General features: G+C 72.5%; 21 protein-coding genes. 7 read left to right on the top strand and 14 right to left on the bottom strand.

Annotated elements, in window-relative coordinates; genetic code table 11:
* Positions 1 to 65 precede the first annotated feature (65 nt).
* Positions 66 to 800 (top strand): DUF4166 domain-containing protein, encoded by a 735-nt coding sequence (locus KSE_RS26060; protein ID WP_014138350.1) that lies wholly within the window; start codon positions 66 to 68, stop codon positions 798 to 800.
* A gap of 64 nt (positions 801 to 864) precedes the next feature.
* Positions 865 to 1527 carry a TetR/AcrR family transcriptional regulator gene (locus KSE_RS26055; RefSeq protein ID WP_014138349.1) on the top strand — a complete coding sequence of 221 codons (663 nt, stop codon included), beginning with the start codon at positions 865 to 867 and terminating at the stop codon, positions 1525 to 1527.
* Positions 1528 to 1643: 116 nt separating this feature from the next.
* Here KSE_RS26055 and KSE_RS26050 read toward each other — a convergent pair whose 3' ends face one another.
* The 3 genes from KSE_RS26050 to KSE_RS26040 all read right to left on the bottom strand — a co-directional run bounded on the left by KSE_RS26050 (position 1644) and on the right by KSE_RS26040 (position 5436).
* On the bottom strand, positions 1644 to 3170 hold the full coding sequence (locus KSE_RS26050) for a CoA-acylating methylmalonate-semialdehyde dehydrogenase (protein ID WP_014138348.1): 1527 nt from the start codon (positions 3168 to 3170) through the stop codon (positions 1644 to 1646).
* A 114-nt stretch (positions 3171 to 3284) separates the two neighbouring features.
* Positions 3285 to 3776: a bifunctional DNA primase/polymerase gene (locus KSE_RS26045; protein ID WP_014138347.1), complete on the bottom strand. Its 492-nt coding sequence runs from the start codon at positions 3774 to 3776 to the stop codon at positions 3285 to 3287.
* Between the two features lie 145 nt (positions 3777 to 3921).
* Positions 3922 to 5436 (bottom strand): gamma-aminobutyraldehyde dehydrogenase, encoded by a 1515-nt coding sequence (locus KSE_RS26040; RefSeq protein ID WP_014138346.1) that lies wholly within the window; start codon positions 5434 to 5436, stop codon positions 3922 to 3924.
* A 186-nt stretch (positions 5437 to 5622) separates the two neighbouring features.
* Here KSE_RS26040 and KSE_RS26035 point away from each other — a divergent pair, with 186 nt between their 5' ends.
* Complete coding sequence (locus KSE_RS26035) at positions 5623 to 7269, top strand: PucR family transcriptional regulator (protein ID WP_014138345.1); 1647 nt, start codon at positions 5623 to 5625, stop codon at positions 7267 to 7269.
* 54 nt (positions 7270 to 7323) lie between these two features.
* On the opposite strand, the gene KSE_RS26030 is transcribed toward KSE_RS26035, so the two are convergent.
* From KSE_RS26030 to KSE_RS26010, 5 genes are all read right to left on the bottom strand, one after another.
* The gene (locus KSE_RS26030) at positions 7324 to 7959 is read right to left on the bottom strand and encodes a hypothetical protein (RefSeq protein WP_014138344.1); all 636 of its coding nucleotides are present in this window, start codon (positions 7957 to 7959) and stop codon (positions 7324 to 7326) included.
* Positions 7956 to 8966 carry a WXG100 family type VII secretion target gene (locus KSE_RS26025; protein WP_014138343.1) on the bottom strand — a complete coding sequence of 337 codons (1011 nt, stop codon included), beginning with the start codon at positions 8964 to 8966 and terminating at the stop codon, positions 7956 to 7958. Before KSE_RS26025 ends, KSE_RS26030 begins: the two co-directional genes overlap by 4 nt.
* On the bottom strand, positions 8963 to 9277 hold the full coding sequence (locus tag KSE_RS26020) for a WXG100 family type VII secretion target (RefSeq protein ID WP_033258659.1): 315 nt from the start codon (positions 9275 to 9277) through the stop codon (positions 8963 to 8965). The genes KSE_RS26025 and KSE_RS26020 overlap by 4 nt, the downstream gene beginning before the upstream one ends.
* A gap of 115 nt (positions 9278 to 9392) precedes the next feature.
* Entirely contained in the window at positions 9393 to 10751 is a 1359-nt protein-coding gene (locus KSE_RS26015; RefSeq protein ID WP_014138341.1) for an aspartate aminotransferase family protein, read from the bottom strand.
* Positions 10752 to 10925: 174 nt separating this feature from the next.
* On the bottom strand, positions 10926 to 12371 hold the full coding sequence (locus KSE_RS26010) for a gamma-aminobutyraldehyde dehydrogenase (protein ID WP_014138340.1): 1446 nt from the start codon (positions 12369 to 12371) through the stop codon (positions 10926 to 10928).
* A gap of 266 nt (positions 12372 to 12637) precedes the next feature.
* Between KSE_RS26010 and KSE_RS26005 the strand changes: the two genes are divergently transcribed.
* The 4 genes from KSE_RS26005 to KSE_RS25990 all read left to right on the top strand — a co-directional run bounded on the left by KSE_RS26005 (position 12638) and on the right by KSE_RS25990 (position 16651).
* A complete protein-coding gene (locus KSE_RS26005) occupies positions 12638 to 13111 on the top strand; it encodes an Lrp/AsnC family transcriptional regulator (RefSeq protein ID WP_014138339.1) in 474 nt (157 codons plus the stop codon).
* Positions 13108 to 14502 carry an aspartate aminotransferase family protein gene (locus tag KSE_RS26000; RefSeq protein WP_014138338.1) on the top strand — a complete coding sequence of 465 codons (1395 nt, stop codon included), beginning with the start codon at positions 13108 to 13110 and terminating at the stop codon, positions 14500 to 14502. Before KSE_RS26005 ends, KSE_RS26000 begins: the two co-directional genes overlap by 4 nt.
* Positions 14503 to 14731: 229 nt before the next feature.
* Positions 14732 to 15502 carry an ABC transporter ATP-binding protein gene (locus tag KSE_RS25995; RefSeq protein WP_014138337.1) on the top strand — a complete coding sequence of 257 codons (771 nt, stop codon included), beginning with the start codon at positions 14732 to 14734 and terminating at the stop codon, positions 15500 to 15502.
* A 9-nt stretch (positions 15503 to 15511) separates the two neighbouring features.
* Positions 15512 to 16651 carry a hypothetical protein gene (locus KSE_RS25990; protein ID WP_014138336.1) on the top strand — a complete coding sequence of 380 codons (1140 nt, stop codon included), beginning with the start codon at positions 15512 to 15514 and terminating at the stop codon, positions 16649 to 16651.
* 84 nt (positions 16652 to 16735) lie between these two features.
* Here KSE_RS25990 and rlmN read toward each other — a convergent pair whose 3' ends face one another.
* From rlmN to rpsB, 6 genes are all read right to left on the bottom strand, one after another.
* Positions 16736 to 17836 (bottom strand): 23S rRNA (adenine(2503)-C(2))-methyltransferase RlmN, encoded by a 1101-nt coding sequence (gene rlmN, locus KSE_RS25985; protein WP_014138335.1) that lies wholly within the window; start codon positions 17834 to 17836, stop codon positions 16736 to 16738.
* A gap of 97 nt (positions 17837 to 17933) precedes the next feature.
* Positions 17934 to 18992, bottom strand: coding sequence for a phosphatidate cytidylyltransferase (locus KSE_RS25980; RefSeq protein ID WP_407927474.1), 1059 nt, complete (start codon positions 18990 to 18992; stop codon positions 17934 to 17936).
* Positions 18989 to 19546, bottom strand: a complete 558-nt coding sequence (frr, locus tag KSE_RS25975; protein ID WP_014138333.1) for a ribosome recycling factor — start codon at positions 19544 to 19546, stop codon at positions 18989 to 18991. The genes KSE_RS25980 and frr overlap by 4 nt, the downstream gene beginning before the upstream one ends.
* Positions 19547 to 19627: 81 nt before the next feature.
* Positions 19628 to 20383 (bottom strand): UMP kinase, encoded by a 756-nt coding sequence (pyrH, locus tag KSE_RS25970; RefSeq protein WP_014138332.1) that lies wholly within the window; start codon positions 20381 to 20383, stop codon positions 19628 to 19630.
* 289 nt (positions 20384 to 20672) lie between these two features.
* Positions 20673 to 21512 (bottom strand): translation elongation factor Ts, encoded by an 840-nt coding sequence (gene tsf, locus KSE_RS25965; protein ID WP_014138331.1) that lies wholly within the window; start codon positions 21510 to 21512, stop codon positions 20673 to 20675.
* Positions 21513 to 21644: 132 nt separating this feature from the next.
* Positions 21645 to 22544, bottom strand: a complete 900-nt coding sequence (gene rpsB / locus KSE_RS25960) for a 30S ribosomal protein S2 (RefSeq protein ID WP_014138330.1) — start codon at positions 22542 to 22544, stop codon at positions 21645 to 21647.
* Positions 22545 to 22683: the final 139 nt, after the last annotated feature.

Raw genomic sequence — 22683 nt, 5'->3', positions numbered from 1 at the left:
CTCTCCTTCGCACCGCTCTTCCCCTCCTCTCTTCCTCTGCTCGTCCCGAACCGGTTGGAGCCCCCATGACCGTCATCTCGATCGATCCCGACCCGCGCCCGGTCCCCGTCGCCGGCTCCCCCGGTGGGTCGATCTTCCGGGCGGCGCTCGGCGCGGAGTTCGAGCGCTTGCATCCGGAGTTGCGGCGGCGGTTCGGGTTTTCGAGTGCGGACGGGATCGCCTGTCTGGGGACGGGGCGGATGGAGCAGGTCGAGCGGGGGGCGCGGTTGGCGGCGCCGTTCCTGCGGGTGGCGGCGCGGCGGAACATCCTGTTTCCGGAGCACGGGCGGGACGTGCCGTTCACGATCGCGAACTACGCGTACCGGGACGGGTACGGCCGGGAGACGGTGACGTTCGTGCGGACGTTCCAGTTCGTCCGGCCGCGGCGGTTCGACGCGACGATGGTGGCGTCACCGCGGGCGGGGACGGTGGTCGACTACCTGGGGACGCACCAGCACCTGGCGGTGGACCTCCGTCTGGGGGTGTCGAAGCGGGGCGGGTTGGTGGTCTCGTCGGCGGCGCAGCGGGTGTCGGGGTGGGTGGGGGCGCCGGTGCTGCCGGAGTTGTTGGCGGGGCGGGCGGAGTTGCACGAGTGGTTCGACGAGGCGGAGGGGCGGTTCCGGATCCGGGTGCGCGTGGTCAATCCGGTGCTGGGCTTGGTGGCGGGGTACCGGGGGTGGTTCCGGGCGGAGTATCCGCGGGTCGGGGCGGAGGGGGTGCCGGGGCACGTGCGTCCGGTGCGCGAGTCGTTCCGCCGTTGAGCACGGCGGGCGGCGGCCCGGACGGCGGAGGGGCGGGAGAGCGGGGCGGACTACGCTGCGGCGCATGAGCGACACACGTGAGCGGTTGATGGACGCGGCGGTCAGCGCCCTGAAGCGGCAGGGGATCGCGGGGGTGTCGGCGCGGAGCATCGCGGCGGAGGCGGAGGCCAACCAGGCGCTGGTGTTCTACCACTTCAAGACGGTGGAGGGGCTGCTGGCGGCGGCGGCGCTGCGCGAGACGGAGCTGCGGCTGGCCCGGTACCGGGAGCGGTTCGCGGGGGTGGGTTCGCTGCGCGAGTTGCTGGCGGTGGGCCAGGAGCTGCACGCGCGGGAGCGGGCGAACGGGAACGTGCTGCTGCTGGGGCAGTTCCTGGCGGGGGCGACGGCGTACCCGCGGCTGGCGGAGGTGTCGGCGCAGGCGCTGCGGCAGTGGACGGTGGAGCTGGAGGCGGTGCTGGAGCGGCTGTTCGCCGGTCACGCGCTGGCGGAGTTCCTGGACCTGCCGGGTCTGGCGCGGGCGATGACGGCGGGGTTCGTCGGCCTGGAGCTGTACGAGGGGGTGGACCCGGAGGGCGCGACGGGGGCGTTCGCGGCGCTGGACGGGCTGGGCGCGCTGGTCGAGGTGGTGGACGGCCTCGGCCCGGTGGTGTCGCGGGCGGTACGGGCGACGGTCCGCCGCCAGGTGCACGGCGGCGCGCAGGACGCCGGGCCCCGGACCGGAACCTGAGCCGGAGCCCGAGAGGCCCGAAGCCGGAGGAACCCGAAGACGGAGCCCGAACGGCCGGAAGGCCGGCCCCCGCCAGGGGACCGGCCTTCCGTCGCGCCGGGGCGCGGTGGGCTTGTTCAGTTGTTGGTGGGGAAGCCCAGGTTGATGCCGCCGTGCGAGGGGTCGAGCCAGCGCTGGGTGACGGCCTTGCCGCGGGTGAAGAACTGGACGCCGTCGGCGCCGTAGGCGTGGGCGTCGCCGAACAGCGAGGCCTTCCAGCCGCCGAAGGAGTAGTAGGCGACGGGGACGGGGATCGGCACGTTGATGCCGACCATGCCGACCTCGACCTCGTTCTGGAAGCGCCGGGCCGCGCCGCCGTCGTTGGTGAAGATCGCGGTGCCGTTGCCGTACGGGTTGGCGTTGATGAGTTCCAGGCCCTCGTCGTAGGAGGGGACCCGGACGACCGACAGGATCGGGCCGAAGATCTCGTCGTTGTAGACGGACATGCCCGGCTTGACGTGGTCGAAGAGGGTGGGGCCGAGCCAGAAGCCGTCGGCGGTGGGGGCGCCGTTGGCGTCCTCGGCCGTGATGGCGTGCTTGCGGCCGTCGACGGCGAGCTCGGCGCCGTCGGCGACGCCGGACTCGACGTAGGAGGTGACCTTGTCGCGGTGCTGGCCGGTGACCAGCGGGCCCATCTCGGAGTCGCCGTTGCAGCCGGGGCCGACCTTGAGGGTGGCCATCCGCTCCTTGATCTTGGCGACCAGCTCGTCGCCGATCGGGTCGACGGCGACCAGGACGGAGATGGCCATGCAGCGCTCGCCGGCCGCGCCGAAGCCGGCGTTGATGGCGGCGTCGGCGGCCAGGTCGAGGTCGGCGTCGGGGAGCACCAGCATGTGGTTCTTGGCGCCGCCGAGGGCCTGCACGCGCTTGCCGTAGCGGGTGCCGTTCTCGTACACGTAGCGGGCGATCGGGGTGGAGCCGACGAAGGAGACCGACTTGATGTCGGGGTGCTCCAGCAGACGGTCGACGGAGACCTTGTCGCCGTGGACGACGTTGAAGACGCCGTCGGGGAGGCCGGCCTCCTTCCACAGCTCGGCGATGAAGTTGGCGGCGGACGGGTCCTTCTCGGAGGGCTTGAGGACGACCGTGTTGCCGGCCGCGATCGCGATCGGGAAGAACCACATCGGCACCATGGCCGGGAAGTTGAACGGCGAGATGATGGCGACCGGGCCGAGCGGCTGGCGGATCGAGTAGACGTCGACGCCGGTGGAGGCCTGCTCGGTGAAGCCGCCCTTGATCAGCTGCGGGATGCCGCAGGCGTACTCGACGACCTCCTGGCCGCGGGCGAGCTCGCCGAGGGCGTCGGAGTGCACCTTGCCGTGCTCGGCGACGATGATCGCGGCGAGTTCGTCCTTGCGGGCGTTGAACAGCTCGCGGAAGTTGAACAGCACCTGGGTGCGCTTGGCGATCGAGGCCTTGCGCCAGCTGGTGAAGGCCTGGGCGGCGGCGGCGACGGCCTGGTCCACCTCGGCGATCTCGGCGAAGTCGACCTGGCCGGTGACCTGGCCGGTGGCCGGGTCGTGGATGTCGCCCCGGCGGGGCGCGGTTCCGGCGGTGGCGACGTACTGGCCGCCGATCCAGTGGGTGATGTGCTTGCTGCTCAAGGGTCTCTGCCTCCGGGCTGTCCACGGATGTCCCGCGCTGGTCTTCCGGTTCCAGTCTGCGCGGGCGGACGGGCCCGCTCAACGAGCACCCTGACGGGGAACCGCGATTCACCCTTACAGGTCGTCGGGAGCTCCCGCCGCGGCGTCCGGGCCCGGCCGGTGCGGTGCGCGCCGGTGGGCGGCGGCGTCGTGCAGGGCGAGTTCGAGGGCGCGCGGGTCGACGAGTCGTCCGTCGGGGTGCGGGGGGCTCAGCCAGTGCGGGCCGCGGCCGGCCGGACGGGCGGGGTGCGGGACGACGATCCAGGTGCCGCGGCCGGAGGCGCGGACGCCGGTGGCGGTCCAGCGTTCGGCGGTGCCGGCGGGGACGAGGAAGCCGACGGTGTCGCCGTCGGGGTCGGCCAGGACGGGTCCGCCGCCGAGCCGTTCGAGCAGCGCGGCGGCGGGGCGGCCGAGCGGGCCGGGGGCGTGCAGGACGTCCCACTGGCGGCCGGCGGGGAGCAGGGCGAGGCCGGAGGGGGTGCGTTCCCAGCTGCGGCGGCAGGCGTCGGGGTCGGGGGCGGCGGCGGCGAGCCAGTGCAGGGCGCTGGGGTGGCGGGTGGTGCTCACGGCGGGTTCCTCGTCTCTCCCGGGGGACGGGCGGCGGGCGGGGTGCCTGCTGCCGTCACCCGGGAGAGCGGGGTACCGGGGTTCTCTTACACGCAATCGCGGGCGGGCCGCAGCCGGCGGCCCCGGTCCCGGGCGGCCGCCGGGGTCAGCGGTCGCCGAAGATCGTCCGGTGCCAGTCCTTGCGGGCGGTCGCGGTGGTGTCGAACATGACGTGCTTGACCTGGGTGTACTCGTCGAGCGAGTACTGCGACATGTCCTTGCCGTAGCCGGAGGCCTTGTAGCCGCCGTGCGGCATCTCGCTGATGATCGGGATGTGGTCGTTCACCCAGACGCAGCCGGCCGCGATCTCGCGGGTGGCGCGCAGCGAGCGGTGGATGTCGCGGGTCCAGGCGGAGGCGGCCAGGCCGTAGGGGGTGTCGTTGGCGAGTCGCAGGCCCTCCTCGTCGCTGTCGAAGGGCAGGACGACGAGCACCGGGCCGAAGATCTCGCCCTGGACGACCTCGCTGTCCTGGGCGGCGCCGGTGATCAGGGTGGGGCGGTGGTAGGCGCCGAGCGCGAGGTCGGTGCCGTCGTGGCCCTTGCCGGTGGCGGCGCCGCCGGTGACGACGGTGGCGTAGGAGCGGGCGCGCTCGACGAAGCCGGCGACCCGGTCGCGGTGGGTGAAGGAGACCAGCGGGCCCATGTCGGTGCGCGGGTCCAGCGGGTCGCCGAGCCGGATGCCCTCGTACAGGTCGGCGACGCCGGCCACGAAGGCGTCGTACAGCGGGCGCTGGACGTAGGCGCGGGTGGCGGCGGTGCAGTCCTGGCCGCTGTTGATCAGGGACGCGGCGACCGCGCCGTGCACGGCGGCTTCCAGGTCGGCGTCGTCGAAGACCACGAAGGGGGCCTTGCCGCCGAGTTCGAGGTGGGTGCGCTTGACGGTGGCGGTGGCGATCTCGGCGACCCGCTTGCCGACGGCGGTGGAGCCGGTGAAGGACACCATGGCGACGTCGGGGTGGCCGATCAGGTGCTCGCCGGCGGTGCGGCCGGCGCCGGTGACGACGTTGACGACGCCGTCGGGGATGCCGGCGGCGGTGCAGGCGCGGGCGAACATCAGCGAGGTCAGCGGGGTGATCTCGGCGGGCTTGAGGACGATGGTGTTGCCGGCCGCGATGGCCGGGAGGATCTTCCAGGCGGCCATCTGCAGCGGGTAGTTCCAGGGCGCGATGCTGCCGATCACGCCGATCGCCTCGCGGCGGACGTACGAGGTGTGGTCGCCGCTGTACTCGCCGGCGGCCTTGCCCTCCAGGTTGCGGGCGGCGCCGGCGAAGAACGCGGTGTTGTCGACGGTGCCGGGGACGTCGAACTCGGTGGAGAGCTTGATCGGCTTGCCGGTCTGCGCGGTCTCGACCCGGGCGAAGTCCTCGGCGTGCTCGGCGAGGAGGCCGGCCAGCCGGTTCAGCGTGTCGGAGCGGGCGCCGGGGGTGGCGCCGGACCACTCGGGGAGGGCGGCGCGGGCGGCGGCGACGGCGGTGTCGACGTCGGCGGCGGTGGCCAGTTCGACCTGCTGGACGGTGGCGCCGTTCGCGGGGTTGACCACGGCGAAGGGTTCGCCGCCTGGGCTCCGGGTCGGGCGGCCCGCGATGTACTGCGCGCCGTCGTTGAAGCTGGTCAGGTCCATGAGTTGCCTCCATTGCCTACTCGACCCGGCCGACGATGCCTCGGTTCGGGTGCCCGGGGCAAGCGTCACTCAGCAACGGCCCGGGCGCAGGGCCTTACAGGCTGCAAGGCTACGTCGGGGCGACAGGGCGTCGCGGCGGAGCATGATTGACTTGACACCTTGAGAAGCCCCCAGGAGGTATCAGCGATGCTCCCCACCGTCGCCCGCGTGCTCGACCTCGACGTGATGCGGCGCGGCCTGCCCCAGGTGGTGGCCGGCTCCGGCGCGCTGGAGCGCCCGGTGCGCTGGGTGCACGTCAGCGAGCTGCCGGACGTGGCGGGGGTGCTGCGCGGCGGCGAGCTGGTGCTGTCGACCGGCATCGCGCTCCCGGAGGACCGGGACGGGCTGGCCCGGTACGTGCGGGAGCTGGCCGAGGTCGGGGTGGCCGGGCTGGTGATCGAGTTCGGCCGGCGGTACTTCGACTCGCTGCCGCGGGCGCTGGTCGCGGCGGCGGAGCGGCACGACCTGCCGCTGGTGGTGCTGCGCCGGGAGCTGAAGTTCGTCGCGGTGACCGAGGCGGTGCACGCGCTGGTGGTGAACGCGCAGCTGGAGCAGCTGCGGGTGTCCGAGGCGGTGCACCAGGTGTTCAACGAGCTGGCGACGGAGGGCGCGGAGCCCGCCGAGGTGGTCCGGCAGGTGGCCCGGATGGCGGGCGCGCCGGTGGTGCTGGAGAACCTGGCGCACCAGGTGCTGGCGCACGACACGGCGGGGCGCGGCGAGCAGGAGCTGCTGGAGAACTGGGAGCACCGCTCGCGCGGCGTCCACCCGCCGGGCCGGACCGGCTACGACCCGCGGTCGGGCTGGCTGGTGACCACGGTCGGGGCGCGCGGCCAGGACTGGGGGCGGCTGGTGCTGGTGGACGAGCCGGTGCCGCTCCCCCGGGACGTGCCGCACCCGCACGCGATGCTGCTGGAGCGCGGCGCGGCGACGCTGGCGCTGAACCGGCTGGTGGTGCGCGACCGGGAGTCGCTGGAGCGGCAGACCCACCGCACCCTGCTGTCGGGCATCCTGACGCACGCGCTGACGGTCTCCGAGGTGGCGCTGCGCGCGCAGGCGCTGGGCGTGCCGCTGGAGGGCCGCCGGCTGGTGGGCGTGGTGCTGCGCCAGCGGCAGGGTCCGCTGCCGGCGGCGCTGGAGGCGCAGGCCCGGCTGCGGGACTTCACCGAGCTGGCGGCCACCGCGATCCGCACCGCCCGGCTGTCGGCGCTGGTCGGCGCGCTGGACGACGAGGGTGTGGGCCTGCTGGTGGCGCTGGGCTCGCAGCAGGACGAGCACTCCTCGCTGGAGGCGTTCGCGGCGGCACTGCGCCGGCTGTCGGCGGAGGCGGGCCGGGACGGCGTGGCGGCCGAGCCGGTGATAGCGGTCGGCTCCTCGGTGGGCTCGGTCCGCGACGCCCGCCGCACCCTGCTGGAGGCCACCCAGGTCGCGGACGCGGCGCTGCACGACGCGCCGGGCGGCCGGGCCGCGTACTACCGGCTGCCGGACGTCCGGCTGCGCGGCCTGCTGCACCTGCTGCGCGACGACGAGCGCCTGCAGACGTACGTGGAGCGCGAGTTGGGCCCGCTGCTGGCCTACGACGCGGAGCACGGCGGCCAGTTGGTGCAGATGCTGCGGATCTACCTGGAGCAGGGCCGCAACAAGTCGGCGGCGGCGGACGCCGCGCACCTGTCCCGCCCGTCGTTCTACGACCGGCTGCACAAGGTCGAGCGGATCCTCGGCGTCGACCTGGACCAGGTGGAGTCCTGCCTGTCCCTGCACGTGGCGCTGCTGGCGCTGGACGCGGTGCGCCGCTGACGGCGCGGTCGGCGGGCGCACCGCGTCCGGGCTCAGGGCGCACCGCGTCCGGGCTCAGCGCGGGCCGAGGGCGACCAGCGCGGGGAGTTCCTTCCCGTCGACCTCCAGCGCGAGCCGCGAGCCGTCCGCGAAGTGCAGGTCGACCCGGGAGGAGATCCAGGTGTGCCGGGGCTCGACCCGGACCAGGTCCGGGTAGGGCAGCTCGCCGAGGACGCGCACGGCCCGCCGGTCGGCGGCGGTCCGGCCGGGGGTGTTGCTGCCGCTGCCGGCCAGCAGGATCCGCCGGTCGGTGAAGAGCAGCAGCACGTCGTCGTTGTCGTGGTCGTTGTCGGCGCCGCGCACCGCGCGGGCGAACCGTCCGGCCCGGCTCTCCCAGCCGCGGGTGAGGCCGCGGCCGCGGCAGAGCCGGCGCAGGCTGCGGATCAGCCCCCAGGTGCAGTCCTCCAGCAGGTCGGCGACGTAGTCCCCGAAGTAGAAGACCACGGACAGGCAGCCGAGGCCGGCCTCGGCGACCCGGCCGAAGCGCTCCTTGCGGTAGCGCCGCGGCGGCCTGCGGACCAGGTCGCACAGGTCGGCGTCGACGACGCCGCGCGGCTGCTCGCCGTACGGCACCAGGTGCCCGACCTCGGGCAGGTGGTGGGCACCGGGCAGCGGCGGGGCGCCGTACGGGGGGTGCTGGGGGTGGCTCATCCGAAGGCTTCCTCGATGCGGTTGTTCGGCACCCGGTAGGGGGCGCCCTGCGGCGGGCCGTCGAGCGCGCCGGCGACGGTGCCCAGACCCTGGTCGCTGAGCAGGTTGTCGGTGAGCACGCCGGCGAAGTCCCCGGCGCCGGTGACGGCACCCAGGCCGCCCTTCACGGCGCCCTTGACCGGGCTGTAGACCGCCCCGACGGCCCGCGCGGTGGCGAACTCGCCGAGGTTCTCCATCGACGGGTCGGTGATCGCCTTCCACAGCGTCTTGCGCTGGCTGCCCCGGCCGCCGATCTTGCGGACGGCCTTGGCGGCCTTGCGGGCCTTGTTGAAGGTGCCCAGGCTGCGGGCCGCCTTCATCGCCTTGACCGCCTCGTGCAGTTCCTTGAGCGCCTTCTCCAGCTTGAGCGAGACCTGGCCGACCCGGGCGATGTAGATGGCGATCTCGCCCTCGACGATGAGCGCCTCGGCGGCGGTGGCCAGGCCCAGGGTGAGGATGTCGACGACCAGGCCGGCGGCCAGCGTGATGATCAGGGTCTCGATGGCCTCGCGGATGATCCCGATGATCAGGGTCTCGGCGAGCTGGCACTCGGCGGCGGCCTGGCTGATGATCTGCGCGACCTGCGCCATGTCCTCGGCGGTGGCGTCGATCGCCTCGACCACGACGGCCATGTGGGCGCCGAACGCGGCGGAGGCCGCGCCGTCCCAGGCTTCGTCGACCCGGGTGCCGGCCGACCGCAGTTCGGCGGCGACCTCCCGCATGGCCTGGGCCTGGGTCTGCCACTCGTGCGCGGCGGCGGTCAGCGCCTGGAGGTCGCCGGTGACCTTCTCCAGCACGTCCATCAGCCCGGTGGCGTCGAGGGCCGCCTTGACCACGGAGTCGAGGCCGGCGTCGAGGCCCTCGCTGACCGGGTTCTCGAAGCTGGGCAGCGGCGGCAGTTGGTCGGTGACCCGGTCGCGGGTCCACTGGTACGCGTCGCCGAACGAGCCGGGGGCCAGGGTGCTCATCGGCCGCCCCCGTAGACCTCGGCGGTGTCCTGCTCGTTGGTCCGGTAGTTGTCGACGGTGGCCCGGACGCCCTCGCCGGTCGCGTCGAGCAGGTCGATCAGGTCGGCGAAGTTCTCCTGCTCGGCCTCGGCGTGCTCCTGGTAGGAGTCGTACAGCTCGCCGGAGCCCGGCAGTTTGCCGAAGGCCTCGGACGAGAGTCGGACGCCGGTCAGGGCCGAGCGGATCCGGGCGATCCGTTCGGCCTGGGCGTCGAGCACGGCGGCGTACGCCGTGAGTGCTTCGGGTTCGACCCGAAATCCCGTGTCCCCCATGGTCATTCCTTTGCTCTCCCAGTCAGGCGGATCATCGTACTGATGGGATTGGCAAAGACATCACGGGGCCCCGGAAGGATCATCCGGAGCCCCGTGAGGAAAATGTGAAGAATCGTCAGACAGTGTGTGCGTCGGTGAGGGTCAGCACCTCGTCCAGCACGGCCAGGCCGGTCTTGGCCTCCTCCGCGCTGACGTTGCACGGGGGCACCACGTGGAAGCGGTTCATGTTGGTGAACGGCCACAGGCCGCGCTGCTTGCAGGCCGCCGCGAGCTGCGCCATCGGCGCGTTGTCGGCACCGGCCGCGTTGTACGGCACCAGCGGCTCGCGGGTCTCCCGGTTCTTCACCAGGTCCAGCGCCCAGAACACGCCCAGGCCGCGCACCTCGCCGATCGAGGGGTGGCGCTCGGCCAGCTCGCGCAGGCCGGGGCCGATCACGGTCTCGCCGATGTGCTTGGCGTTCTCCACGATGCCCTCCTCGGCCATCGTGTTGATCGTCGCCACCGCGGAGGCGCAGGCCAGCGGGTGGCCCGAGTAGGTCAGGCCGCCCGGGAACGCCTTCTGCGCGAAGGTCTCCGCGATCGCCCCGGAGATCGCCACGCCGCCCAGCGGCAGGTAGCCGGAGTTGACGCCCTTGGCGAAGGTCAGCAGGTCGGGGGTGATCCCCCAGTGGTCGGCGGCGAACCACTCGCCGGTGCGGCCGAACCCGGCCATCACCTCGTCCAGGATGAACACGATCCCGTACCGGTCGCAGATCTCCCGCACGCCCGCCAGGTAGCCGGCCGGCGGCACCAGGATGCCCGCGGTGCCGACCACGGTCTCCAGGATGATCGCCGCGACGGTGCCCGGACCCTCGAACGCGAGGGTCTGCTCCAGGTGCGCCAGCGCGCGCTCGCACTCCTGCGCCTCGTTCTCGGCGTGGAAGTTCGAGCGGTACGGGTACGGGCCCCAGAAGTGCACGATGCCCGACACGCCGGTCTCGTTCGCCCAGCGGCGCGGGTCGCCGGTCAGCGTGATCGCGTTGGCGGTGGCGCCGTGGTACGAGCGGTAGGTGGAGAGCACCTTGTGCCGGCCGGTGTGCAGCCGGGCCATCCGGATCGCGTTCTCGTTCGCCTCGGCGCCGCCGTTGGTGAAGAAGATCTTGTCCAGGTCGCCCGGCGTGCGCTCGGCGATCAGCCGCGCGGCCTCGCTGCGCGACTCCTCGGCGAAGCCCGGGGCGATGGTGCACAGCTGGGCGGCCTTCGCCTGGATCGCCGCGACCACCTTCGGGTGCTGGTGCCCGATGTTGGTGTTCACCAGCTGCGAGGAGAAGTCCAGGTAGCGGTTGCCGTCGTAGTCCCAGAAGTAGGAGCCCTCGGCACCGGCCACCGCGAGGGGGTCGATCAGTGCCTGGGCGGACCACGAGTGGAAGACGTGCGCGCGGTCGGCGGCCTTGACGGCCCGCCCGGCGGCCGGATCAGCGGTGGGAGTGCTCATGCGACCAGCGTAGGGAGCCCTCCCGACCGGGGGCAGCTCCATCCTGTCACGCGCGTCGCGCTCCTCCCTGACAAGGTGCAAAGCCGGGGGCGCGAGGAGGGTCTCCCCGCGCCCCCGGCGAGCGTCCTACCGGCCTCAGATGGCCGTCATGCTGCGCCCCACGATCACGACCCGCTAGATCGCGGTCATGACGTGCTTGATCCGGGTGTAGTCCTCGAACCCGTACGACGACAGGTCCTTGCCGTAGCCGGACTTCTTGAACCCGCCGTGCGGCATCTCGGCGACCAGCGGGATGTGGGTGTTGATCCACACGCAGCCGAAGTCCAGCCGGCGGGACATCCGCATCGCGCGGGCGTGGTCCTTGGTCCACACCGAGGAGGCGAGGGCGTACTCGACGCCGTTCGCGTACGCGACGGCCTGCTCCTCGTCGGTGAACTTCTGCACGGTGATGACCGGGCCGAAGACCTCGTTCTGGATGATCTCGTCGTCCTGTCGGAGGCCGGAGACCACGGTGGGCGCCCAGAAGTAGCCGATCTCGCCGACCCGGTGGCCGCCGGCCTCGACCTTGGCGTGCGCGGGCAGCCGCTCGATGAAGCCGGCCACCTGCTTGAGCTGGTTGGCGTTGTTGAGCGGGCCGTAGAGGACGTCCTCGTCGTCGACGCCGCCGGTCTTGGTGTCGGCGGCGGCCTTGGCGAGGGCCTCGACGAAGGCGTCGTGGATCGACTCGTGCACCAGCACCCGGGTGGCGGCGGTGCAGTCCTGGCCGGCGTTGAAGAAGCCGGCCACCGAGATGCCCTCGACGGCCTCGGCGATGTCGGCGTCCTCGAAGACCACGACCGGGGCCTTGCCGCCGAGCTCCAGGTGGACCCGCTTGACGTCCTTCGCGGCGGACTCGGCGACCTGCATGCCGGCCCGGACCGAGCCGGTGATGGAGGCCATCGCCGGGGTGCGGTGCTCGACCATCAGCCGGCCGGTCTCGCGGTCGCCGCAGATCACGTTGAAGACGCCGGCCGGGAGGTCGAGGTCCTTCAGCACGCCGCCGATGATCTCGGCGAGCAGCACGGTGGAGGCGGGGGTGGTGTCGGACGGCTTGAGCACCACGGCGTTGCCGGCCGCGATCGCCGGGGCGAACTTCCAGACCGCCATCATCATCGGGTAGTTCCACGGCGCGACCTGCGCGCAGACGCCGACCGGCTCGCGGCGGACGATCGAGGTCATCCCGTCCATGTACTCGCCCGCGGCCTTGCCCTCCAGCAGGCGGGCGGCGCCGGCGAAGAAGCGCAGCTGGTCGACCATCGGGCCGATCTCCTCGGAGAGGGTCAGCGCGCGCGGCTTGCCGGTGTTGCGCACCTCGGCGTCGACGATCTCGTCGGCCCGGGCCTCGACCGCGTCGGCGACCTTGAGCAGCAGCTTCTGCCGGGTGGACGGGGTGGAGTCCCGCCAGAGGGGGAACGCGGCGGCCGCGGCGGCCATCGCGGCGTCCACGTCGGCCGCGCCGGAGAGCGGGGAGGTCGCGTAGACCTCGCCCGTGGTCGGGTCGACGACGTCGAGCGTGCGGCCGTCCGCAGCGTCGACGAACTCGCCGTTGATGTAGTTGCGCAGCGTACGAAGCTCGCTCACGGTCTCTCCTCGGTCTGGGCCTGCGTCGTTGCAGCCCCGGGCGTCAGGTTACTCCGGGGTCCGGGTCGTCACGGCATGTCTTTGACAAGCCACGATCGGCGGCGTGCAGGCTCGCGCGTGTACGTGGCCAGCGTACCCATGCCACTGCCGTTATCGACAGATCGCCGCATCGGCAGCCACGCTTTCCGTTCCCGATCTTCTGATCGGCGACGAAATCAGCAGCAGCGCAGCTTGCGATTCGGCGGCCGGTCAGGCACAGTGGCGGCGTGGCCAACCGCGACCGGAACGCCAGCGTTCCCCTCGACGCCGCCTCCAAGGCGATCATCGAGCAGCTCCAGGAGGACGGGCGCCGTCCGTACGCCGCCATCGGCAAGGCCGTGGGCCTGTCCGAGGCGGCCGTAAGGCAGCGCGTCCAGAAGCTGCTCGACCAGGGCGTGATGCAGATCGTCGCCGTGACCGACCCGCTCACCGTCGGGTTCACCCGCCAGGCGATGGTGGGGATCCGGGTGGAGGGCGACATCGAGCCGGTCGCCGACGCACTGGCCGCCTTCGACGAGGTCGACTACGTGGTGTGCACCGCGGGTTCGTTCGACCTCCTCGCCGAGCTGGTGTGCGAGGACGACGAGCACCTTCTCGAACTGATCAACAAGCGCATCCGCTCGCTTCCCGGCGTGCGGAGCACCGAGAGCTTCGTTTACCTGAAGCTCCGGAAACAGACCTACACCTGGGGCACCCGATGACAGCCGACCCGGCCCAGAAGGACCTTTCCAAGACCGCCTACGACCACCTGTGGATGCACTTCACCCGCATGTCGTCGTACGAGAACTCCCCCGTGCCGACGATCGTCAAGGGCGAGGGCACCTACGTCTGGGACGACAAGGGCCGCAAGTACCTCGACGGCCTGGCCGGCCTGTTCGTGGTCCAGGCGGGCCACGGCCGCGAGGAGCTCGCCGAGGCCGCCGCCAAGCAGGCCAAGGAGCTCGCCTTCTTCCCGGTGTGGAGCTACGCCCACCCGAAGGCCGTCGAGCTGGCCGAGCGCCTGGCGAACTACGCTCCGGGCGACCTGAACAAGGTCTTCTTCTCCACCGGTGGCGGCGAGGCCGTCGAGACCGCCTGGAAGCTGGCCAAGCAGTACTTCAAGCTGACCGGCAAGCCGACCAAGTACAAGGTCATCTCGCGCGCCGTCGCCTACCACGGCACCCCGCAGGGCGCGCTGTCGATCACCGGCCTGCCGGGCCTGAAGGCCCCGTTCGAGCCGCTGGTGCCGGGCACCCACAAGGCCCCGAACACCAACATCTACCGCGCCCCGGCCTTCCTGGCCGGCCCCGACGGCACGGTCGACCCGGAGGCCTACGGCCGCTGGGCCGCCGACGAGATCGAGCAGGCCATCCTCTTCGAGGGCCCCGAGACCGTCGCCGCCGTCTTCGTCGAGCCGGTGCAGAACGCCGGCGGCTGCTTCCCGCCGCCGCCCGGGTACTTCCAGCGCCTGCGCGAGATCTGCGACCGCCACGACGTGCTGCTGGTCTCGGACGAGGTCATCTGCGCCTTCGGCCGCCTCGGCACCATGTTCGGCGCCGACAAGTTCGGCTACGTGCCGGACATGATCACCTGCGCCAAGGGCATGACCTCGGGCTACTCCCCGATCGGCGCCACGATCATCTCCGACCGCATCGCCGAGCCGTTCTACAAGGGCGACAACACCTTCCTGCACGGCTACACCTTCGGCGGCCACCCGGTGTCCTCCGCGGTGGCGCTGGCCAACCTCGACATCTTCGAGCGCGAGGGCCTGAACCAGCACGTCCTCGACAACGAGTCGAAGTTCCTGGCCACCCTGAACAAGCTGCGCGACCTGCCGATCGTCGGCGACGTCCGCGGCAACGGGTACTTCTACGGCATCGAGCTCGTCAAGGACAAGGTCACCAAGGAGTCGTTCAACGACGACGAGGTCGAGCGCGTCCTGTACGGCTTCCTGTCCAAGGCCCTGTTCGACAACGGCCTGTACTGCCGCGCCGACGACCGCGGCGACCCGGTCGTCCAGCTGGCCCCGCCGCTGATCTCCGACCAGTCGACCTTCGACGAGATCGAGCAGATCCTGCGGACCAGCCTCTCCGACGCGTGGCAGAAGATCTGATCCTCCTTCCCCACCCTCCACCGAAGGGCGGCCCCGGCACCTCACCGCCGGGACCGCCCTTCGGCGCGTCCGCCACCGGTCCGAACCTCCAGCAGGGTGAATCCGCGCCCCGACACGCCGCTTTCGCAACGGTTCGTCCCTGTTCGGAGCAGTGCGGCGCACCCGCGCCACCGCCCGATCGTTCTAATCTGACGACTGTCATATCCCCGTCGGCACCTGGATGGATCTCATGTCAGCGGCCCCGCCCGACAGCGACGTGCTCTGGGCCCGAGGGATCGTCAAGTCCCACCACGGCACCCCCGCCCTGCGCGGCGTCTCGCTGGGCGTCCGCGAGGGCGAGATGCTCGCCGTCACCGGCCCGCGCGGCTCCGGCAAGTCCACCCTGCTGGGCTGCCTCTCCGCGCAGCTCCCGGTCGACGAGGGCGAGGTCTGGTTCCACGGCGCCCCCGTGCACACCCTCGGCCGCTCCGGACGCGAGAAGCTCCGCCGCGAGCGCTTCGGCTACGTCGGCCCCGAGCCACAGCTCGTCCCGGAACTGACCGCCCGCGAGAACGTCGCCCTCCCGCTGCTGCTGGCCGGCGCCGGCCACCGCGCCGCCCACCGCGCCGCCGGCGACTGGCTGGAGCGCCTCGACGTCGCCGCCCTCGCCAAGCTCCGCCCGGCCGAACTGCGGCAGGACCTGCGCCAGCGGATCGCCGTCGCCCGCGCGCTCGCCGCCGAACCGCCGGTGGTCTTCGCCGACGACCCCACCGCGCCGCTGCACCGCGACGACCGCGAACAGGTCCTGCGGATACTGGCCAGCGCCGCCCGCTCGCACCGGCTCACCCTCGTCCTGGCCACCCACGACCCGGCGCTCGCCCGGTTCGCCGACCGCACCGTCCGGCTGGTCGACGGCCGGCTCGCGGCCGACGAGGCCGACGAGGCCGACGAGTCCGCCGAGTCCGCCGAGCCCGCTGAGCCCGCCGAGCCAGCCGCCGACGTCGCCGTCGCCGGGAACTGAGGGGCCGCCGTGTACTACCTCAGACTCGCCCGCGGCTACCGCTCGCTCGACCTGGCCCGCTGGCTGCTCACCGCGACCGCCGCCGCCGTGGTCGCCGCCTTCCTGCTGCGCGCCCTCGGCCGCGCCCTGCACGGCACCGGCGGCAACCTCGAACGGCTGCTGTGGTGCCTGCCGCCGCTCGCCGCCGTCGGCTGGTTCGCCGCCGTCGCCGCCCGCGCCGTCCCCGCCCAGCACCCCGAGCGGGTCGCCGGCCTGACCGCGGCCGGCGCCGGACCGGCCCGGATCCGCGCGCTGGTGGCCGGCGAGACCGCGGTCGCCTGCGCGCTCGGCTCGGCGCTGACCCTGCTGCTGTTCCTGATCCTGCGCAACGACATCGCCGGCCCCGGCCTCGCCGCCGACATCGGCATGGGCGTCCCGCTGCCCGCCGCCGCGCCGGTCGCCCTGCTCGCGGTCCTCCCGCTGGTCGCCGGCGTCTCCGCGGCCGCCGCGATCCGCTTCCCCGAGAGCCTCCCGGGCCGCCCCGCCGAACCCGGCCGCCACCGCTACGGCGCCCTACGGCTGCTGCTGCCCGCCCCCGTCCTGCTGGCCGGCGCCGGCCTCGAACTGTACGGGCTGCGCCCCGACGCCACCGACGCCGAACGCACCCTCGCCCTCCCCGGCGGGCTCCCCGCCACCAGCCCGGCGCTGCTCGTCGGCTGGGCGCTCGCCGCCCTCGCGCTCGCCCTGTGGACCGGCCCGCTGCTCGCCCTGGCCGGCCTGCTGCTCGCACTGCGCCGCCCCGCGCCGCTGCGCCTGCTGGCCGGCCGGACGCTCGCCGCCCAGGCCCGCCGGCTCGGCGCCCCGCTGGCCGTGCTCACGGCGGTCGTCGCGCTGCTGCTGGTCGCCTGGCGCGACGGGGCCCGCACCGGCGCCGACGTGCCCGCGCTCAACCTGGTCGAGAGCCTCCTCGTCCTGGCCTGCGCCATCGCCGCCCTCGCCGCCCGCCTGCACGAGCTGCGCGCCGACCGCCGCCCCGCCCTGGACGCTCTCGACCGGCTCGGCACCCCGCCCGCCCTGCTCACCGGCGCCGCCGCGCTGCGCGTCCTCGCGGCGGGCAGCGTCCTGCTGCTGACCGGCGGACTGACCGTGCTGCTCTGCCCGCTGCGGTAGCGGCCGCCCGCTCCGACCGGCTCGACCGGGACGCCGAGGGGCCCGGGAGGAACGCTTCCTCCCGGGCCCCTTCGCCGCTGTTCCTCAGCCCGCCGCGGCCAGCTGGCCGCAGGCGCCGTCGATCTCCTGGCCGCGGGTGTCGCGGACGGTGGTCGGCACGCCGTGGGCCTGCAGGCGGCGGACGAACTCGCGCTCGTCCTCGGGCCGGGAGGCCGTCCACTTCGAGCCCGGGGTCGGGTTGAGCGGGATCAGGTTCACGTGCACCCGGCGGTTCCGGATCAGCCGGCCGAGCAGGTCGGCGCGCCACGCCTGGTCGTTGATGTCCTTGATCAGCGCGTACTCGATGGACACCCGGCGGCCGGACTTCTCCGCGTAGTTCCACGCGGCGTCCAGCACCTCGTCGACCTTCCAGCGGGTGTTGACCGGCACCAGCTCGTCGCGCAGCTCGTCGTCCGGGGCGTGCAGCGACAGCGCGAGGCGGCAGCTCAGGCCCTCGTCGGCGAAGCGGTGCATGGCCGGGACCAGGCCGACGGTGGAGACGGTGATGCCGCGCTGCGAGAGGCCGAAGCCGTCCGGCGACGGGTCGGTCAGCCGGCGGATCGCCGACAGCACCCGGTTGTAGTTGGCGAGCGGCTCGCCCATGCCCATGAACACCACGTTGGACAGCCGGGCCTCGCCGCCGGGGACCGCCCCGGTCCGGAGGTCGCGCATCCCGGACGCGATCTGCTCGACGATCTCCGCGGTCGACAGGTTCCGGGTCAGCCCGGCCTGGCCGGTCGCGCAGAACGGGCAGTTCATGCCGCAGCCGGCCTGCGAGCTGATGCACATCGTGACCCGGTCCGGGTAGCGCATCAGCACCGACTCGACCAGCGTGCCGTCGAACAGCTTCCACAGCGTCTTGCGGGTGGCGTCGTCGTCGCAGGAGACGTGCCGCACCACGGACATCAGCTCGGGCAGCAGCGCCTCGGTCAGCTTCGTCCGGCTGGCCGCCGGGATGTCCGTCCAGCTCTCCGGGTCGGCCGACATCCGCCCGAAGTAGTGGTTCGACAGCTGCTTCGCGCGGAACGGCTGTTCGCCCAGCTCGGCGACGGCCTCCTTGCGCTCGGCAGGGCTGAGGTCGGCGAGGTGTCGCGGGGGCTTGGCGCCGCGCGGCGCGACAAAGGTCAGTTCTCCGGGCTTAGGCATGGTTGTTCCAGTGTCGCAGATGCCGGACGGCCCCCGGACGGGGTGGCGTCCGGGGGCCGTTCGGGGGCCGGGCGGGGCCGTTCGGGGGCCGGGCGGCTCAGCTGCCGACGAAGGCGGCGAGCAGCAGCCAGACCACGGGGGCGGTGGGCAGCAGCGAGTCCAGCCGGTCCATGATGCCGCCGTGGCCGGGGAGCAGGGTGCCCATGTCCTTGATGCCGAGGTCGCGCTTGATCATCGACTCGGCGAGGTCGCCGAGAGTGGCGGTGACCGCCGCGCAGCCGCCCAGGATCAGGCCCTGCCACCAGGTGCCGCCGTCGATCAGGAAGTGCATCAGCAGCGCGCCGGCGATCATCGACAGGCCGATGCCGCCGGCCAGGCCCTCGCGGGTCTTGCCGGGGCTGATCGTCGGCGCGAGCTTGGTGCGGCCGAACTTGTAGCCGACGGCGTACGCGCCGGTGTCCGAGCAGATCGTGACGACCAGGAAGAGCAGGATCCGCCAGGCGCCGTCGTCCGCGGCCAGGATCAGCGCGACGAAGGTGGCCAGGAACGGCACGTAGAAGGCGGTGAAGACGCCGGCCGTTATGTCGCGCAGGTAGTTCTCCGGCGGGGTGGCCATCCGGGCCACCATCATCGCCAGGCCGGTCACGGCGAGGATCGCGGCGGCCCACTGGCCGCCCGCGAAGTAGCCGGTGACGACCATGCCGACGCCGCCGACCAGCAGCGGGACCTGCGGGACGTGGACGTCCTTGCGCTCGGCGAGCCGGCTGGTGAGCTCCCGGATGCCGACGGCCACGGCGGCCGCGACGACCACCATGAAGACCGCCTTGACCACGAACAGCGAGGCCGCGACCACCGCCCCGAGGCCGACGCCCACGCCTATCGCGGCGGGCAGGTTGCGGCCGCCGCGCGGCTTGCGGGGCTGCTGGTCGGTCTGGGCCACGGAGGTCTCCTGGACGGGGGGCATGAACTGAGTCTGTGCCGCGCCGCCCCCTCGCCATGCCGGGGGCCGCCGCGCGTGACCCGTTTGGGGTCGGCCGGGTCGGGCCGCCGGGCGCCGATCCGGCCGCAGCGGCGGGTTCGGTCCCGGGTGGAGCCGCGCCCCGGGCCGGGCGGTCGGGCCGCCGGTCCGGGGCGCTGCGGGCGGGGTCCGGGTCAGACCTCCAGCAGCTCGGCTTCCTTGTGCTTGAGCAGCTCGTCGATCTGCGCCACGAACTTGGCGGTCAGGTCGTCGAGCTCCTTCTCGCCGCGGCGGCCGTCGTCCTCGCCGATCTCCTTGTCCTTGACCAGCTTGTCGATCGCGTCCTTGGCCTTGCGGCGGATCGAGCGGACCGAGACCTTGGCGTCCTCGCCCTTGCCGCGGGCCTGCTTGATGTACTCGCGGCGGCGCTCCTCGGTGAGCTGGGGCAGCACCACCCGGATGACGGAGCCGTCGTTCGACGGGTTGACGCCCAGGTCCGAGTCGCGGATCGCGGTCTCGATGGCCTTCAGCGCGGTCTTGTCGAACGGGGTGACCATGGCCATCCGCGGCTCCGGCACCGAGAACGAGGCCAGCTGGTTGATCGGCGTCAGGGCGCCGTAGTACTCCGCGACGATCTTGGCGAACATCGCCGGGTGCGCGCGCCCGGTGCGGATGGCGGCGAGGTCGTCCTTCGCGACGCCGACGGCCTTCTCCATCTTCTCCTCGGCTTCGAGGAGGGTCTCATCGATCACTGTGTGCTCCCTGTCCGGTTCATCTGCTGTTGTCCCGTCCCGGTGCTCCGGACGGCTGGTGCTGCTCAGGGCCGCCGGCGGCTAGGCCCGGGCGGAGTCCTCGCTGATGAGTGTGCCGATCTTCTCACCCTTGACCGCGCGGGCGATATTGCCCTCGGCCAGCAGCTCGAAGACCAGGATCGGCAGCCCGTTGTCCTTGCACAGGGTGATCGCGGTGAGGTCGGCGACCTTGAGGTCGCGGGAGATCACCTCGGTGTAGTCCAGCGCGTCGAACCGGACCGCGGCGGGGTTGGTGCGCGGGTCGGCGTCGTACACGCCGTCGACGCCGTTCTTGCCCATCAGCAGGACGTCGGCGTGGATCTCCAGGGCGCGCTGCACGGCGGTGGTGTCGGTGGAGAAGTAGGGCATGCCCATGCCCGCGCCGAAGATCACCACGCGGCCCTTCTCCAGGTGCCGGATGGCGCGCAGCGGCAGGTACGGCTCGGCGACCTGGCCCATCGTGATGGCGGTCTGCACCCGGGTCTCCATGCCCTCCTTGATCAGGAAGTCCTGGAGCGCCAGGCAGTTCATCACGGTGCCGAGCATGCCCATGTAGTCGGAGCGGGCCCGGTCCATGCCGCGCTGCTGCAACTCGGCGCCGCGGAAGAAGTTGCCGCCGCCGATGACGACCGCGACCTCGGTGCCGGAACGGACCACCGTGGCGATCTCACGGGCGATGGCGTGCACCACGTCCGGGTCGACGCCGAGGCCGCCTCCGCCGGCGAACGCCTCGCCGGACAGCTTGAGCAGTACCCGGCGGCGTGCACCGCCCGGCGCGGTCTCCTGCGTCTCCTGCATGGACTTTCTCCTTCTCCGCCTGCTGGTCAGCAGATCTGCAAAGTGCTGTTCACGGGGCCGGGTGTGCGGACCCGGCGCCGCTTACACGAGAGGAGGCCACTGCCGCGGGAACCGGTACGGTCTCCTGCACGGCAATGGCCTCCTCGTCGTTCATGGTGCCGACGCCGCCCCCGCGGGGTGCTGGAGGGCTGGGTCGGCGCGCTCCGCCGTCCTCGCGGACGGGGCGGTCCCTCCTACTTTATGTCCGGCACGGGGCCGGGAGGGGCGGGACGGACCGCGGGAACGGGTCTCAGGCGCCGACGCGGAAGCGGACGAAGCGCTTGAGGGTGACGCCGGCCTCGTCGAGGACCTTGGCGACGGTCTTCTTGTTGTCCTTGGCGAACGCCTGCTCCAGGACGGCGTTCTCCTTGACGAAGCCGGTGACCCGACCCTCGACGATCTTCGGCAGGGCGGCCTCGGGCTTGCCCTCCTCGCGAGCGGTGGCCTCGGCGACGCGGCGCTCGTTCTCCAGGTCCTCGGCCGGGATCTCCTCGCGGGAGAGGTACTTCGGCGCGAAGGCGGCGATGTGCTGCGCGACGTCCTTGGCGGTCTCGGCGTTCTCCTGGTCGAGCTCGACCAGGACACCGATGGTCGGCGGCAGGTCCGGGTCCGACTTGTGCAGGTAGAGGCCGACGAAGCCGGCGTCGTCGAACTGCGCGAAGCGGCGGAACACGATCTTCTCGCCGAGGGTCGCGTTGGCCTCGTCCACGAACTGCTGGACGGTCTGGCCCGGGTTGATCTCGGAGGCCAGGGCGGTCTCCAGGTCGGCCGGGGAGGTGGCGGCCACGTGCGCGGCGATCGCGTCGGCGACCTCGACGAACTTGCCTCCCTTGGCGACGAAGTCGGTCTCGCAGTTCAGCTCGACCAGGACGCCGGACTTCTTGTCCTCGGCGATCAGCGCGGCGACGGCGCCGTTGGAGGCGTCGCGGCCCTCGCGCTTGGCAACGCCCTTCTGGCCCTTGATGCGCAGGAGCTCGACGGCCTTCTGGACGTCGCCCTCGGCCTCGTCCAGGGCCTTCTTGCAGTCCATCATGCCGGCGCCGGTGAGCTCACGGAGCTTCTTGACGTCCGCGGCGGTGAAGTTCGCCATGGTTGTGATCTCTTCTCACGTCTCGCGTGTCTGCGTGGGACAGTGCCGGGGCCCGGGGTGCGGGCCCCCGGCACGGGAGAGAGGGGCACCCACCGGCTCAGCCCGGCCGGTGCCCCTCACCCTGGTGCTGCGTCAGGCCTGCTCGGCCTCGGCGGCCGGAGCCTCGACGACCTCGGCGGCGGCCTCGGCCGGAGCCTCGGCAGCGGCCTCGGCGGGGGCCTCGGTGACGGCCTCGGCGGCGGGGGCCTCGGCGGCCTTCTCGCCCTCGAGGATCTCCTTCTCCCAGGCGGCCAGCGGCTGGTCGGCACCCGGCTCGGCCTTCGCGTCGCCCTTGGCGACACCGGCGCGGGACTTCAGGCCCTCGGCGACGGCGTCGGCGATCACGCGGGTCAGCAGGGTGACCGAGCGGATGGCGTCGTCGTTGCCCGGGATCTTGTAGTCGACCTCGTCGGGGTCACAGTTGGTGTCGAGGATCGCGACGACCGGGATGTTGAGCTTCCGGGCCTCGCCGACCGCGATGTGCTCCTTCTTGGTGTCCACGATCCAGACGGCGCTGGGCACGCGCTGCATGTCGCGGATACCGCCGAGGGTCTTCTCCAGCTTGTCGTACTCGCGCTGGAGGACCAGGAGCTCCTTCTTGGTGAGGCCGGAGCCGGCCACGTCCGTGAAGTCGATCTCGCCGAGCTCCTTGAGGCGCTGCAGGCGCTTGTAGACGGTCGAGAAGTTGGTCAGCATGCCGCCCAGCCAGCGCTGGTTGACGTACGGCATGCCCACGCGGGTCGCCTGCTCGGCGATGGCCTCCTGGGCCTGCTTCTTGGTGCCGACGAAGAGGACGCTGCCGCCGTGGGCAACGGTCTCCTTGACGAACTCGAAGGCGCGGTCGATGTAGTTCAGCGACTGCAGGAGGTCGATGATGTAGATGCCGTTGCGCTCCGTGAAGATGAAGCGCTTCATCTTCGGGTTCCAACGACGGGTCTGGTGACCGAAGTGGACGCCGCTCTCCAGCAGCTCCCGCATCGTGACGACGGCCATGTGCCGTGCTCCTCTGTGTTGCCCGGCGCGCCGTTTGACGGGCTTGCGGCCCTATCGGGGTGCCGGGGTACTCGGTTTTGTCCGTGCCGGTCGGGCGACCGTCACGCCTGACGCCCCGACGTGCCAAGCCGCCCGGCCT

The sequence above is a fragment of the Kitasatospora setae KM-6054 genome (assembly GCF_000269985.1).
Lineage (GTDB): Bacteria > Actinomycetota > Actinomycetes > Streptomycetales > Streptomycetaceae > Kitasatospora > Kitasatospora setae.
Note: the sequence above shows the minus strand (reverse complement) of the source record. Positions and strands in the feature narration are given on the sequence as shown.